16 protein-coding genes and 4 pseudogenes are annotated in these 13,936 nt (G+C 54.6%); 9 read left to right on the top strand and 11 right to left on the bottom strand.

The window, feature by feature from the left end; genetic code table 11:
• Positions 1–3: 3 nt before the first annotated feature.
• From ARCT_RS28235 to ARCT_RS27105, 3 genes are all read left to right on the top strand, one after another.
• Positions 4–348 (top strand): hypothetical protein, encoded by a 345-nt coding sequence (locus ARCT_RS28235; RefSeq protein ID WP_027240459.1) that lies wholly within the window; start codon positions 4–6, stop codon positions 346–348.
• Positions 349–469: 121 nt separating this feature from the next.
• A complete protein-coding gene (locus ARCT_RS0112895; protein ID WP_027240458.1) occupies positions 470–1,111 on the top strand; it encodes a helix-turn-helix transcriptional regulator in 642 nt (213 codons plus the stop codon).
• Between the two features lie 65 nt (positions 1,112–1,176).
• The gene (locus tag ARCT_RS27105) at positions 1,177–1,758 is read left to right on the top strand and encodes an acyl-homoserine-lactone synthase (protein WP_051360731.1); all 582 of its coding nucleotides are present in this window, start codon (positions 1,177–1,179) and stop codon (positions 1,756–1,758) included.
• 213 nt (positions 1,759–1,971) lie between these two features.
• Here the strand turns inward: ARCT_RS27105 and ARCT_RS26010 are convergent.
• Positions 1,972–2,238, bottom strand: a pseudogene (locus tag ARCT_RS26010) (IS5/IS1182 family transposase); the annotation flags it as partial.
• A gap of 78 nt (positions 2,239–2,316) precedes the next feature.
• On the opposite strand from ARCT_RS26010, the gene tnpA reads away from it, so the two are divergent.
• From tnpA to tnpC, 3 genes are read left to right on the top strand one after another with little or no spacing between them, the layout of a single operon-like run.
• Positions 2,317–2,718: an IS66-like element accessory protein TnpA gene (gene tnpA / locus ARCT_RS0112880; RefSeq protein ID WP_240476315.1), complete on the top strand. Its 402-nt coding sequence runs from the start codon at positions 2,317–2,319 to the stop codon at positions 2,716–2,718.
• Positions 2,715–3,068 carry an IS66 family insertion sequence element accessory protein TnpB gene (gene tnpB / locus ARCT_RS0112875; RefSeq protein ID WP_027240456.1) on the top strand — a complete coding sequence of 118 codons (354 nt, stop codon included), beginning with the start codon at positions 2,715–2,717 and terminating at the stop codon, positions 3,066–3,068. The genes tnpA and tnpB overlap by 4 nt, the downstream gene beginning before the upstream one ends.
• A 54-nt stretch (positions 3,069–3,122) precedes the next feature.
• A complete protein-coding gene (gene tnpC / locus ARCT_RS0112870; protein ID WP_027240455.1) occupies positions 3,123–4,658 on the top strand; it encodes an IS66 family transposase in 1,536 nt (511 codons plus the stop codon).
• Here the strand turns inward: tnpC and ARCT_RS27550 are convergent.
• The 5 genes and pseudogenes from ARCT_RS27550 to ARCT_RS27100 form a co-directional block, all read right to left on the bottom strand.
• Positions 4,651–4,884: pseudogene (locus ARCT_RS27550) on the bottom strand (transposase); the annotation flags it as partial. The gene tnpC and the pseudogene ARCT_RS27550 overlap by 8 nt on opposite strands.
• Before the next feature lie 63 nt (positions 4,885–4,947).
• Positions 4,948–5,268 carry a hypothetical protein gene (locus ARCT_RS0112865; protein WP_027240454.1) on the bottom strand — a complete coding sequence of 107 codons (321 nt, stop codon included), beginning with the start codon at positions 5,266–5,268 and terminating at the stop codon, positions 4,948–4,950.
• A 21-nt stretch (positions 5,269–5,289) separates the two neighbouring features.
• Entirely contained in the window at positions 5,290–6,129 is an 840-nt protein-coding gene (locus ARCT_RS0112860) for a sulfotransferase family protein (protein ID WP_027240453.1), read from the bottom strand.
• Positions 6,126–6,968 (bottom strand): hypothetical protein, encoded by an 843-nt coding sequence (locus ARCT_RS0112855; protein ID WP_161631318.1) that lies wholly within the window; start codon positions 6,966–6,968, stop codon positions 6,126–6,128. The genes ARCT_RS0112860 and ARCT_RS0112855 overlap by 4 nt, the downstream gene beginning before the upstream one ends.
• An 81-nt stretch (positions 6,969–7,049) precedes the next feature.
• Positions 7,050–8,465: a sulfotransferase family 2 domain-containing protein gene (locus ARCT_RS27100; protein WP_027240451.1), complete on the bottom strand. Its 1,416-nt coding sequence runs from the start codon at positions 8,463–8,465 to the stop codon at positions 7,050–7,052.
• 190 nt (positions 8,466–8,655) lie between these two features.
• Between ARCT_RS27100 and ARCT_RS27990 the strand changes: the two are divergent.
• Positions 8,656–8,760 (top strand): annotated as a pseudogene (locus tag ARCT_RS27990) (IS5/IS1182 family transposase); the annotation flags it as partial.
• Positions 8,761–8,916: 156 nt separating this feature from the next.
• Positions 8,917–9,120, top strand: a pseudogene (locus ARCT_RS27545) (IS110 family transposase); the annotation flags it as partial.
• A gap of 228 nt (positions 9,121–9,348) precedes the next feature.
• Here the strand turns inward: ARCT_RS27545 and ARCT_RS0112835 are convergent.
• The 5 genes from ARCT_RS0112835 to ARCT_RS25990 all read right to left on the bottom strand — a co-directional run bounded on the left by ARCT_RS0112835 (position 9,349) and on the right by ARCT_RS25990 (position 12,662).
• On the bottom strand, positions 9,349–10,116 hold the full coding sequence (locus tag ARCT_RS0112835; RefSeq protein ID WP_036784856.1) for an SDR family oxidoreductase: 768 nt from the start codon (positions 10,114–10,116) through the stop codon (positions 9,349–9,351).
• A gap of 12 nt (positions 10,117–10,128) precedes the next feature.
• Positions 10,129–10,683 (bottom strand): YceI family protein, encoded by a 555-nt coding sequence (locus tag ARCT_RS0112830; protein ID WP_027240449.1) that lies wholly within the window; start codon positions 10,681–10,683, stop codon positions 10,129–10,131.
• The gene (locus ARCT_RS26000) at positions 10,673–11,299 is read right to left on the bottom strand and encodes a cytochrome b (RefSeq protein ID WP_051360727.1); all 627 of its coding nucleotides are present in this window, start codon (positions 11,297–11,299) and stop codon (positions 10,673–10,675) included. Before ARCT_RS26000 ends, ARCT_RS0112830 begins: the two co-directional genes overlap by 11 nt.
• Positions 11,300–11,303: 4 nt before the next feature.
• Entirely contained in the window at positions 11,304–11,972 is a 669-nt protein-coding gene (locus ARCT_RS27095; RefSeq protein WP_051360725.1) for a YceI family protein, read from the bottom strand.
• Positions 11,973–12,011: 39 nt separating this feature from the next.
• Complete coding sequence (locus ARCT_RS25990; RefSeq protein ID WP_027240448.1) at positions 12,012–12,662, bottom strand: FMN-dependent NADH-azoreductase; 651 nt, start codon at positions 12,660–12,662, stop codon at positions 12,012–12,014.
• Between the two features lie 106 nt (positions 12,663–12,768).
• Here ARCT_RS25990 and ARCT_RS0112810 point away from each other — a divergent pair, with 106 nt between their 5' ends.
• Positions 12,769–13,668 carry a LysR family transcriptional regulator gene (locus ARCT_RS0112810; RefSeq protein ID WP_027240447.1) on the top strand — a complete coding sequence of 300 codons (900 nt, stop codon included), beginning with the start codon at positions 12,769–12,771 and terminating at the stop codon, positions 13,666–13,668.
• The last annotated feature ends 268 nt before the right edge of the window (positions 13,669–13,936 follow it).

The raw sequence follows: 13,936 nt of genomic DNA, 5'->3' as shown, positions 1-13,936 counted from the left end.
ACGATGGAAGAAGACTGGCGTACTAGGTTGAAAGCTGAACTTGCCGCTAAGAAGGCGGCTGGGGCTTTCTATGTGACTCAGCTATCTGAGGACCTAGGGTGGAGTCGGGATCGGGTATCCCGGATGACGAAGCCGGGTAGCAACCCAGGTATGCAAGACGTGATTGTCTTGTGCAAAGCTGCTGGAATTTCAATATCTTACGTTCTAACGGGGCGTCGAGAGGAACCCATTTATGATGGGGTTATCAACGAGATGTCGAAGCTGACCCAGGAGGAGCTGAAGTTTCTCCACAAGCATTTACAGGCCCAGCCTTTGTCTTCCGAGAGCGGCGAAGAATCTGACAAATAATGACGACCCGAGCAGCGTCTCGCGGGCTGCTATTTAGAATTTTGATGGCCAAGTCATAGAGTGGATCGTTGTTCATATTTGATACTTTTTCGATAAATTTGTATAATATTGGAACATTTGCATGAATTCTGGAGCATGGCAACAACTCAAGGGAGAGTTATCTTCCTACGGTCAACGTGTAGATAGTCATGGGTTCACCGCAGGCTTTGATTTCATTCAGGGTATCCCAAGCGAGATCATCACGACATTCCCAAACAGTTGGTTGGAAGAGTATCAGGCCAATAGCTACATTCTCAGCGATCCCGTGGTCATATGGGGGAGCCAGTATGAGGGATTCAAAAATTGGGATGAGCTGCTAGAACTCTATCCGGCTAACATGCCTGATGTGATTTCGGCAGCTAGGTCCTCAGGGATGGTGAACGGTTCTGTGCTTTCGATATCGGTAAACAGAACCCGAGCAATCATTGGTATAACCCACTATGAAAGGTCACTTTCTGAGGCCGACCGGCTTGAGCTCTTCGGGTTACTGGCTAAGATGTGTATTGAGTGCGAAAAGAGGAAGGCTGGCCCCGAGATCTCAGAGCTGGGCCGCAGGTATCTACAGCTAGTCTCTGAAGGGTTGACAGACAAAGAGATTGCAGAGCGCCAGGGGGTCTCCCAACGCGCAGTTAGCGCTCTGCGTGAAAGGGTCATGGCCAAGCTCTCCGCTCCGACCTTAGCGACAGCGTTGCTCTCGGCATATAAGTACCGAATTATAGACTAATAAATCACTCACAGACCCTACGTGAAACGCGCATAGTCTGCCGCGTAAACACGTTGGAGCTGAACATGATCAATGCAATTGTCGTCGATGAAAAGAACTCTGGTCTTTATGGAGGGCTTTTGCAGGCCCAGTTTCAGAGGCGATATGAACTCTTCGCTGAAAACTTGGGGTGGGATATCCCCCGGTCCACAAGAATTGAGAGGGACCAGTATGATCGTGCTGAGACGGTCTACATCCTTCTGGAGGAAGATGGAGTTCTTTCCGGCTATGCGAGGCTTTTGCCGACCACCGCCCAAACGCGATATGGAACAGCGGGATTTAGTTATTTGGTCAAAGATGCCGAAGCGGGTCTTTTGCCTGGCATTCCAACAGGCATCCTGAGCGGTGTGGCTGCGCCAGTATCATCAGAAGTTTGGGAAATGACGAGGGTTGAGGCTAATGATCGCCGTAACCTTGAGGCTCTCTTTGAGGTCGCCAATAGATATCTCAAGTCCGTTGGAGCAAGATCCACAATAACCTTTACCAGGAAAAGCTTCGCAGGGATCCTCAATCGCTTGGGATACGCGACCAAAATCTTGGGGCCGGACTGCAGCTATGCTGGTAAGCCCTACTGTGCAATGGCCACGCAGTTGCAGCTTGGGCAGTAAGCGGCCTCTTGTTTGTCTGGTCCTAGTTCTAAACAAAGTAGAAGGAGAAGCACCTGTCCCAAAACGAGGGGAGGGCGCCTGTGGCGAGAGGGGAGCAAGGAGCGCTATATTGAGGTTTGCCGACTATTTAGCCAGTCCGCATCAATGACGGCTACCAGCGGCATTGTTGCGCAACTCATGCCTGAGGCATGATTGCCCCTTTCCCCGTCAACGTCATGCCACGCGGACGATCTCAGCGGTGCCGAGCGCATTGAAACGGTTGATGAGGGCGATGCGGATCTGGATTTCGGCGGTTTGTCGGTCCGGGTCTCTTGCGGCGATGCGCTCGCCGAAGGCCTTGAGGCACCGCATTTTCGCCTCGACCCGGCTCCGGACATGGTATCCGGTCCACCGCTTCCAGAACGCCCTGCCATAGTGCCGGGTGGCGCGAAGGGTTTCGTTTCGGGTGATTGCCGCCGGGCAGCCATCTTTCCGTATCCGGTGCTTTAACCCCACCTTCCTGATGGATGCTTGATCTGCGATTCCGTTTCCACATGTAGATTTGGAATGGAGACGGCTTTGGTAGGACATATTGAGCACCATATGGAGGACATTGGCCGACTGGAGGTCATTGTCGGTCCGTCTGGCAAGCGGCGCTGGAGCGATGCTTACAAGGGGCGCGTTGTTGCCGAGACGCTGGTTCCGGGTGTGACCGTGAACGAGGTGGCTGAGCGGCACGAGCTGCGCCCCAACCATCTGTCGTCGTGGCGGCGTCTGGCCAAGGAGGGCAAGTTGGTGGTGCCGGATTTGGCGGGAGTTGAATTTGCTCCTGTGGTGATCGAACCGGAAGCGGCGAAACCGGTGACTGCATCCGCTCAAGCTGTCGAGATTACGCACGGGGCGACCATGGTGCGGCTGGATGCGGAGACACCACCGGGCCGGATCGCAGAAATTGTTCATGCCTTGAATGGAGTCTCATGATCTTCCCGTCGAACCGGGTGCGGATCGTGGTGGCGACCAATCCGGTGGACTTCCGGAAAGGCCATGACGGGCTGGCGGCGCTGGTGAAAAACGAGTTGCGCAAAGAGCCGTTCACAGGGACCGTGTTTGTGTTCCGCTCCAAGCGGGCCGACCGGTTGAAGCTGCTCTATTGGGACGGCACCGGGCTGGTGATGACCTACAAGCGGCTGGAGGAAACGACATTCACCTGGCCTGCGATCAGGGACGGGCTGATGTCGCTCAATCACGCCCAGTTTGAGGCGCTGTTTGCCGGGCTCGACTGGCGCAAGGTGAAGGCTCTGGCGGCGCGCCCGCCAACTGCGGCGGAGTGACTCGGACCCCGCTTTGCGAGGGCGCTCAATGGGTGGAAATGGTAAACTCCCCCCATGATTGATGCGGCTGATCTTCCCGACGATGTGGCAGCTCTGAAGGCGATGATCATCGCGTCAGACGGGCGTGAGCAGCGTCATCAGGACCGTATCGTCCGGTTGGAAAAGCTGGTGGCCGACTTCAGGCGCGTGCTCTTCGGATCAAAATCCGAACGGGTTGATCCTGAACAATTTGAGCTGGCGCTGGAAGACATCGAAGCGGCAACGGAGGCGATCCAGGCAGAAGAGGAAGCCGACGACCAGCAGGCAACGGGCAAACCCCGTCCGCGCAAAGCCAATCGTGGAGCGCTGCCCAAGCACCTGCCGCGTATCGAAGAGGTGATCGAGCCAGAGAGCACGGTTTGCGGCTGCGGTGCGGAACGGCATGTGATTGGCGAAGATGTCAGCGAGCGGCTCGATGTCATTCCGGCCCAGTTCCGGGTGGTCGTAACCCGCCGTCCGAAATATGCATGCCGGTCCTGCGAGGAAGGGATTGCCCAGGCGCCCGCTCCGGCACACCTGATCCCCGGCGGCATGCCGACCGAGGCGACAATTGCCCATGTGATCGTCAGCAAATACGCCGATCACTTGCCATTGTATCGCCAGGCACAAATCTACAGCCGTCAGGGCATCGATCTGGATCGCTCCACATTGGCGGCCTGGGTGGGTCGTGCGGGCTTTGAGCTGCGTCCCGTCTTTGACGCGCTGATGGCTGACCTGAAACGCTCGGGCAAGCTGTTTATGGATGAAACGGTTGCCCCAGTGCTCGACCCCGGTCGCAAGAAGACCAAAACCGGCTACTTCTGGGCGCTTGCCCGCGATGACCGGTCATGGGGCGGGGACGACCCGCCGGGTGTGGCCTTCACCTATGCGCCGGGGCGGTCCGGCCAATACGCGGAAGACATTCTGAAAGGCTTCGCCGGCACCCTGCAAGTAGACGGATACGCAGGCTACAACCGCCTGCTCAAGCGTCAGGGGAACACGATCCGATTAGCCCATTGCTGGGCACACGCCCGGCGCAAACTCTTCGAGGTTGCCAAATCCGGCAAAGCCACTCCGATTGCTGACGATGGCCTGATCCAGATCCAGGCCCTCTACCGCATCGAAAAGGACATCCGGGGCCAATGTCCGGAGGATCGAAAAGCGGCACGCCAGGAGCGCTCAAAACCGCTGGTCGGTCAAATGGAGAACTGGCTCAAGGAAAACCGCGCCCGCGTCTCCGCCAAATCCCCCATCGGCGAGGCCCTGAACTACATCTCCAAATACTGGGCAGGCCTGACCGAGTTCCTCGACGACGGCCGCGTGGAAATGGACTCCAATTCCGTCGAGCGGACAATCCGACCTATAGCTCTGAATAGGAAGAACGCTCTTTTTGCCGGGCATGACGCCGGTGCCCAGAACTGGGCAATCCTCGCGTCGATGATCGAAACCTGCAAGATGAACGCCGTCGATCCGCACGCCTGGCTCACTCGAACACTGACCGCCATCGCAAACGGGCATAAGCAGTCCAACATCAGCAGCCTGATGCCCTGGAGTTACACCGCAGACGTGTGATCGGCGCACCGCTTACATCTTTCCACGGCCGCCCGTTTTTGCGGATAGGGATGATCGGCGTGGCCTGACGGTCGATGATGGCGGCGTGGCAACGGCGTGTGTCATACGCCCCATCGGCGGTCACGGTGCCGATCTCTTCGCCCTCGGGGATCTGGTTGAGCAGTTCCGGCAAGATAGGACTGTCACCATCGCTGCTGGGAGTGAATTCCACGGCGCGGATGTCAGACAAAAGCTAGGCTCTGAGGCAACTGACATAGGACTTGGATCGCCCAGGCTAAGGAGCTTTCGACTAGTAACTCGTGTGTTCGAACTCAGGGAAGCCAACTTCCAGGGGAGAAACTTCGTTGCATCTCAGCTGTTCGAGAATTGTTGATTGAGAACTAAGCGTGTCAGAAAGAATTTCCATTTTCAGAACCAAAGCCATCATCGCTTTGCGGCGCCCGTCCTCAATTTCACTATCCTCGTAGAGGTCTTCTATAGCGTTGCCAAGAGACTGGATGGCTGAGCTGAAACAAGTCACCAGCGCAGAGACCGAAGGTATTGCTTCCTCGTGTATATTGGATGCATCCAATGTAACGTTTGTTGAAGAGATCGAAGTATCTACCTTCATGGGTCTTGCCTTCCTATGGATTTATGTCGTCGACATATAAAATTTTTGGCCAAAACGCTCCTGGATGAACTCAGATTGTGGAGCGGACATGTCTTCCAAATGCTTGAGTACAAAATCCGGAAGCTCCAGACTCTGCGTTTGGTGAACTCGGCGGTGCGCCTTCTTGTACTCTCTGGGCGGCAACCCGCAATGCTCTTCTACAGTCCGTAAGAAACCCACTGGATCTGCTGCGATTTGGCCAAATGGTAGGTATAGCAGCTGATCGTCTGAAAAGTGACTATCCCATCGTGGAACTATATTCAAATAGTCCCCTCTTGTTTGCAGGGCAGGAAAGTCAAGTAAATCAAGCCACTCAGCCTTTGATGATGGGAGGGCTTTCCGACGAAATGCTGTCATTCTCAGTTGCGACTTAAGGCGGTCCATAGGATGCCGAATGATGTAGACAATTTTGACGCCGGGTAGGAACCGTCTGAAGAAGTCTACCCCATCCTCTGGAATACAAGAGTACTCTGGCGTGACATCCAAACATTTTTGGTGAACTCCTGCCCGCGAGAATACAAATTTGTACCAGGTGCCATTCAGAAAAGGCTTTTCAACCAGTCGATCTAGGTACTCCAGGTAAGAGTCGTCGTGCCTGGTCAATTGGGATTGATAGTAAACCCGCGCTTGTTTCACGCCCTTCTTCACATGCCAAGGCGCCCACTGCCGACACTCCTCGATAAACTTATGGTCGAAAAAGTGTAGTTCCTTGAAAGGGGGCACCCACACATCAGGTCGCGTGGACAGAGCCTCGTGCAACCACGAGGTTCCAGCTTTTTGAGCGCCAATACAAACAATATCCGGTGTCCGCTTAGATGTCATTTCAAGTTCACCATGAGTTCGTTGGCCAAAGAAACATTCTTTAGGACCCGCAACTTCTCAAAGTCTTGTTCAAGTACTTGTCGAGAATAAGCTAGTTGATCCGGCGTCCAAGTCTCTTCCCAGCTGTGAGCAGGAGCATGACTTCCGGAACCGTAATTCTGACAGAAAAAGGAAGTTGCTTCGACCCAGTCCCTAAGAGATTGCGAGGGAGCCACTGCCATATGCCTTCGATACGCTATGCGACCTTTCCTGTTCATACATGTGGAGGGAAAATCGGTGATATTTGCGAAGAAGTGAGCCAATGGGTGTCCCGATATCATAGCAACAATAGCAGCCCATTTAGGCGCCAGATCCTGACTGTCAAAGATTACAATGTTTGCTTCTGGCCAAGCTTCCTGGAGGCGGGAAACAAACGGAACCCAAGAAAACGTAAGGTTGTATGGGTCAGAATACAGCCGCTCGCGCAACTCAGGATGACCTTCCAACTCTTTATCAACGAACTGTGCATAGCTCTGGAGACATATGAAGATCGTGACGTTTTGTGCACTTGTTAGATGCCGTAGAGGGAAAACCTTTCTTTCGAGACTGGGATATGCAGTCGCGTATTCTAGAGAGCTTTTTCGACTCCCCAAGAAAGCATCGAAATTGTAGATGACCCGCCTAGTGCGGTCGTGTTCTAGAACGGTGTCAACGTACATCTGGTGGGTATTTTCGTCTGCCAGCTGACTTGCTGGCAGCTTCAAAAACTCCGCAAGAACTTCTCTATGCATTTTTGCGGCTGGGTATTCTGAATCAACTTCAACCAAACGATCCGAGTTGGAAGCAAGAAGTCGCTGCAACTGAAGGGACAAAGGCGAATGTGGTCCCAAGTAAAACTTATATTCGTAAGTAATCACTTTGATTGTCTCTCCGGGAAATTCTTAGAGCTTTTTCGACATTATGCGCCGAATTCTGTTTCTCACCTCTTCTTCGAGAATCGGGACGGTTTCTTTGCCCGCGATGCGAGTGAACCTTCGGTAGACAGTTGGCCCCCTTTTTAACCGATCGATAACTTCAACCAGAATTTTTCCTGCCGTGGGTTCCAACTCGGCAACTTTCAAAGATCGAGCAAACATATTCTCAATTAAATCGCCTTTTTCTGTCCAAAAAGTGATCATACCATCAAACAGTTCGCCACCTGGAGTCATCCTTTTTTTAGGAGGCCATGGTCTCTTTGGGTAGAAGACCTTAAGTTCACTTTCGTGTAGTTTTGTGCTATTTGCAAAGACACTCGCATTCAATCCAACCGCCCGCTCGCCTGAAGATCTCCCAAAATCAGCCATAGTATCGGAAATTGAAACGAGCCACCGGAGAGAGAGCTCGGAACGGATATCATCAAACCGTTCATCCAAAATCCTCCAAAACAGCTTTCTGGCTGGTTCGCAGGCCTCGTCCCTCCGAAGCACAACGATTGTACAAGCTAGCAAATGTGACAGGCGTGACATCCCTGAGAACTCAGGTTGCAACTTATGAAAGTGATCGATCAAATCCTTCGACCGTCCCGCCCAAGTGCCGTTCTGATCACCAGGAATAACTTCGGCAGCAAATGGCTCTAAGGCACAGTCGACTGCAGGCAAAGATTCTGCAGCATTATTCGCAAAGACTGATTGATCGGAAAAATAGGTCGGCCAGAGGGTATATAAAGTCCGGTCAGTAGATCGTTGCATACTTGCTTTGGCCACCAAGGGAGTGCTTTTTCGAGGTGTTGCTACAGGCTTGTAGTCCAACTGGAGGTAGTCCTCCTGAAACAGGTTGTAAAAGCGATCAATGTCTTCAGGAACCCAAGGCTCTTCCGGGAACTGCTTCCCATTAGAACGACGAAGCTGTGGAAGTTCAGCAGTGATACCTAAATCCGAACACAAGCATGAAAAATCGCTATCAAGACTTTCAAAACGGAGTATCGTTTTGGCAAATTCCAGGCAATTGAAGGGGTGAGTTTGGGGAAGCAAATGATGCTTAAGATTCCAAGCTAAACTTCTCTGACTGCGGTCGAACCCGACCTTAGAATCCTCCATCACATCCAGCGCTTTAGTTACGGTCAGATCCGGCCAGCGCGGTTCTGAGTAGTAGTCTCGTTCCAACTTGTTGCCATACTTGAACATCCGAAAAGCGGAGAGGAAACGGGCTCTAGGCTCTCGAGTGACCGCAAAGCTGGACAAGTGTCTAAAGCTATCGGGGAGATGTCCAAAGAACCTTCTCTCGACGCCCCCACCCAAAGCCTTTCGTACTGAAGTCCCTCCAGTCTTTGGCAGATGGACAAAAACTAAGCGTGGGCTCTTCAGCAAAAAGTTGGTCATCTTGGTATGTCATCATAGTTTGGGAAGGAGAGCTCAATCGTACACACGACTTTATCATCCACGTGGGCGACAATGCCTGAATTATACGAATTGAGCCACCAAGTATTTGCGATGTCCCCTGGTAGGGCTTTGTTGCACAAATCGTGCCCCTAGGATGCACCACATGAATCCAGCGTGATAGCTGGCGTCCATGAGCAGCTGGCCCTCTACGAATTACAAGACCAAAAACTGGTCACACTATAATAGAGCCCTGAAGCAGCGTGGTTCGCTGTCGATCTGGTTTGATGCGGAGATGGACCTGTCGACCGCCCGGGAACGCCTTGCGGTGAGGCTTTGTCTCGAAGATGCCGCGTGACCCAAGAAGGGCCTGACCGCTTGGTCTCGTGACTGTCCTGTCCGTGCACTCTTTCCGATGAAGTTCGTTCAATCGAAAGCTGGAAAGGATGACAGCATGGCCAAACCCTCACAAACCTCACCCGTCGTCGGTGGCGTCGATACTCACAAAGATTTGCACGTCGCTGCTGTTGTTGACCAGAACGATCAGGTGCTGGGAACGCATAGTTTTGCCACAACGCGGCAAGGCTACAAGCTGATGCTGGCTTGGATGCGATCATTCGGAGACTTACAACGTATCGGAGTTGAGTGCACCGGTAGCTAGGGGCACCTCATTCGGGCTGACAGCAGTCATCCACCGCCTTTGAAGGATCACGTGACCATCGCGGCGCATGGGCAACTGCGGCTATGCGCAGGGAGTGGGCTTTGCAAAGTTTGATCCATTTCCCAACAGCGGCCTTTCATGTAGCCTGCAGCGAAAGCCGGGTGAGAGCCCACACCCACCAATGCTGCACAGCGCACGAATGTTCGCACTTCCGTAAGTCGTCTATCAATCCGCCGGAAGGCCAACCGCAAGGCGACCTGCATCAGTCTTTAGCGAAAAATCAGTCCCATCGTATTTCCGCGCCGCATCGGTGGTGAGCCAGGCGATTGCCTGCGCAACCCAGTCTGCCGGAATATGGCGCTCCCAATCGAGCTGGCTGACCGGGTTGATGCCGGATGCCTTGATGCTGCGCTGCATATCAGTGGCGACAGTTCCGGGCGATAAGCCAATCACATTTACGCCTTTCGGGCCGAGTTCTTTTTGTGCAGTGCCCGTCAAACTAAAGAGTGCTGCCTTGGTGGCGCAGTAGTGCGACCATCCTTCGAGCGTCGACGTTGCAGCTCCGGAAGAGATATTCACGACGAGACCTGACCTGCCGGAGATCATTCCCGGCAAGACGGCGCGTAGCATGTGGAAAGCACCTTTCACATTCACGTCCACAACTTTGCCCCATGCAAAAGGGTCGGCGTCTTCTATCCGTGCGATGGGGTCGATCAGTCCCGCGTTGTTCACGAGAATATCGACACCACCGAACGCCTCGGTTGCTCGTTCCACGGTGTTCGACGCTTGCCCCCAATCCGACACATCGCAGGTCAGTCCGAGGGCGTTTGCGCCAATGTCATCAGCAATGGTGGCAACAGTGTCGGTGGAGCGGGCGGCAAGCACCACATTCGCTCCAAGGCTTGCGAAATGACGGGCGGTTGCCTCGCCAATACCCCGGCTCGCGCCAGTGATGAGAGCGGTTCTGCCGCTAAGATTGATGGTCTGTGTCATTGGTATACTCCTTTAGTTTTCTTCGGGGCTGCGATGGACCGTTAGGGTGGCATTAACCGTGACGTNGGTGGAAACCACGTCCTGGCCTGCACCGATATCGTATGTGAGGCGTGGGATAACTCCGGACAGATCAGCCTGCGCGGTATCGCCTTGGACAATCAGCGTTCCCGATAAGGTCATCGGCGCGTCGATGTTCTTGAGAGTGAGGGTGCCAACCACGACGAGAGTGCCGTTCGTCGCAAGATCGAACTGGTCAGCGACAAAAACGGCCAACGGATGATCGTCGACAGAAAGCCACGCCTCATTTGCAACGGCAGTCGCACGTGGGTCGGCGATGGAAACGGTCGGCATATCAATCTCGACCCGCACTTGCCCTGTCTCAGGGCGCTCGGGATCGAAGAAAATATCTGCGACCCAGCTACCAAAGGCACCTTGCGCGGTCTGATCGGCTATCTCGACACTGTAGGTCAANTGGCTCGATGCGTGATCGACTGTCCAAGCATCCTGTCCATATGCCGCGCTTGCCAAGATGATGAAAAGGGCGATTGCGGAAGGTCTATTCTGCATGGATGTCACTCCTCTCGTCTTTTGACCGGCGAACAGGAAGCATCGCTTCCAGCACGCTGTCTCGGTTGATGACGTGGTGTTTCAGAGCTGCCGCCGTGTGAACCGAAGCAAGCCCGCAGAGAGCCCAGGCCCCTGCCCAATGCGCCGTGTGGAACAATGCGTCCCGCCCGGCGTCGGGGCCGATGGGGTGCGGGAAGGTAAAGAGACCAAAAACCTGCGTCGGTATCCCGAGCGGGGACGATGCGACCAGCAACCACCCAGAGATCGGCAACCCGAACATGAGCATGTAGAGCCCCACATGCGCCGCTCGCGCGGCGAACCTTTCGGGCGTTTTCGTGTGCTCTGGCAGGTCGGGCTCTGGCAAAGCGACTCTGAATAGAAGGCGGATCAGGACGAGTCCAAAAAGCAGGACCCCGATAGACTTGTGAAGCTGGTAGGCCTCGAAGACTGGAATCCCCAAAACGGTGAGAGAAAAATCTCCCGCCTCCGCTGCCGCTTCTGCGACCCGCGACATGGCGAAACCACCCAAAATCATGGCAAGGAGGGCCGCCGTCATCGTCCAGTGTAGAAGGACGATGACGACTGGCCAGCGCGCCGGAATATCTGAGCGGCGCATTGGATCAGCTCTCATTCGGGCCTGTGAAGCCCTCTACCCGGCCCCAATTGCAAGGGACGTTCGTGTCGGGAGCGCCGTCACAGCGAACCAAATCAAAACGGGCGTCGAGATCGACCACGAAGCCGGTGGGCGAACCAAGAAAGGCAATGAAGTCCATCCCGTGGTCCAACCGCGCGATCTCGCCCGTGACATGGAAGCCGACGACTTCGACTTCATCGTAATTCGGGATGAAATCCGGGTAGGTCCGACGGTTGACCATTTGGAAGTCGAGTTCGACTGGGGCCGTCACGCCCAGTATTGTAAGGTCGCCGATCAGTTTGCCTGTGGTCGGCGTTAGCATCCGCNCCTCGGTAGAGGTGAAGTCGATGGTTGGGTGGTCTGTGACGTTCAGGTAATCGGCGTTGCGCACATGATTGTCGCGCCCGACATGGTTCGAGTTGATCGAAGCGGCGTCGATAGTGAAAGTGATCTCGCTGTTTGCGGGAACTTCTTCATCAATGAGAAACGTTCCGTCGAAAGTGTCAAACCGACCGACCGTATTGGCCATGTTCATATGGTCGATCTCCCAGCCGACATGGGCATGGCCAAGGTCGAGGGTCCACTCAACAGGTTCCGCGAACGCGGGCGTAGTCGCGAGAATTGTGGCAAAGGTAGCAATGGCTGATTTCAGCATGGATTAGTCTCCTGATTTGGATTGGGGATTAAGTGGAGTTCAGGCAGCGATTGAACCGGGCAATTTGGCATCAATGTCAGCCAATGCTGCTTGCAGGATGTCGTGGGCATCCGGCACGGTCGTAGCCTCAATGGTGAAAACCTCGACCGAAGTCAGACCGATAAAGTTCATCAGGCCGGTCAGGTAAGGACGCAGGTAATCGTAGCTCTCCAACGGCCCGCCTGGCGCATAACCGCCTGCGCCGTAGCTCAACGCGAGGTAGGTCGGACGATCAGCTAGAAGACCGCGAAACTGGCCGTCCTCATAAGCGAAGGTGTGTCCGATACGAACGATCTGGTCGATCCAGGCCTTCAGCGCGGACGGAACCGAGAAGTTGTAGAGGGGCGCGGATAGCACAACAATATCCGCGTCGCGGAGTTCAGCGATCAGTGTATCCGATTGCGCAGTCGCCTTTCGAAGATCGTCAGTCATCGCCTCTGGCGGAGTGTAGTAGCCTTTGATGGTCTGGTCGGCGATATGAGCGATTGGATCTGCGACTAGGTCGCGGTTCACAATCTCGGCGTTCGGGGTCACACTGGACAGTTGGTCAGTGATGTGATCCGCCAACGCTCTGCTGAATGAACCCTCGATGGCACTTTCGGACGGAGCGGTTGGTCGGGATGAACTGTCGATTTGAAGAATACGGTTCATGGCAATGCCTCCTGTTTGGATGGCTTCAACATGATACGCGCGCATCTTGCGGGAAACAGGCTTTCATGACATTCTGTCGTGCATCAAATGCAGGAATGAATTGGCTTTGGACCTAAACCTTCTCAAGACCTTTGCCGATGTCGCACGGAGAGGTTCATTCGCGGCAGTCGCGCGAGATGAAGGGGTCGATCCGTCGTCTGTATCCCGACGTGTTGCAGCGCTCGAACAGGCGCTCAGTCTCACACTCTTTGAAAGAACCACGCGACGGCTCGCCCTTACAGAGGCGGGACGGCTCTACCTCGCACAAGTCGGATCAATTATTGAAGCTATAGAAGAAGCGGCGGACATCGCCCGCGATGCGGTGACAGAGCCGTCCGGTCTTCTCAGGATCACAACGTCAGTTGCTTTTGGGGAGCGCTGGCTCACTCCCCGTCTCGGCCCGTTTCGATCCGCCTACCCTCGGGTCGAGGTTGAACTTATCCTAACCGACGCTGAGATAGACATTGCAGCCGAAGGCATTGACCTCGCCCTGCGCCTCGGCCCGCAGGTTGAAGGGTCATTCATTGTCTCGAAACTGTTTGACGTTCACTATCACGCAGTCGCAGCACGAGCCTACCTGGATGTAGCTGGACCACCAGACAGTCCATCGGACCTGGCCACCAGGGATGGTATTTTCTTTGCTCTGCCACGTTTCGGTTCGGCTTGGCGCTTCAGAAAAACACCGACCGATACCTTGATTGAAGTACGACCAAATCCGACGCTCGCAATCTCCAGCGCCTTGGCGGTCCGGCGCGCAGCGCTCGAGGGACTTGGCGTTGCCCTACTGGCCGATTGGACAGTGGCGGAGGACTTAGAGACTGGTCGACTTATCGACCTTTTCCCCGACTACGAAGGGAGTGCGACAGGCTTCGACACGGCCGTTTGGACGGTATTTCCCAGTCGGGACTATGTTCCAGCTCGGTTGAGAGTCTTCCTAGATCATATCCGTGACCGAGGGAGCGCATGATCCCCCATCTCCTTTTGAATGCCAAGGGCTCCGCCCAGTGAATTCAAGCAGACACCTCTCCAGTTGATAAGCTGAACGGGAGCGGACATTCAGACAAGTACGCTGTAGGTCAGGTTTGTCCCGCAGTGTGTGAGTTCGCTAACTGCGCAGCGAAGGTCGGCTGACACAAATTGGCATCGATGATGCTTGGGGCTGGTTTGGGCTGCCTGCGGTCACTTGCAACGGCGACGGCAACCGTCCCAGCCCGCTGTACCGCCGCAAGGCGGCT

The sequence above is a fragment of the Pseudophaeobacter arcticus DSM 23566 genome, from assembly GCF_000473205.1.
GTDB classification, from domain to species: domain Bacteria; phylum Pseudomonadota; class Alphaproteobacteria; order Rhodobacterales; family Rhodobacteraceae; genus Pseudophaeobacter; species Pseudophaeobacter arcticus.
This window is presented reverse-complemented; position numbering and strand designations above follow the sequence as displayed.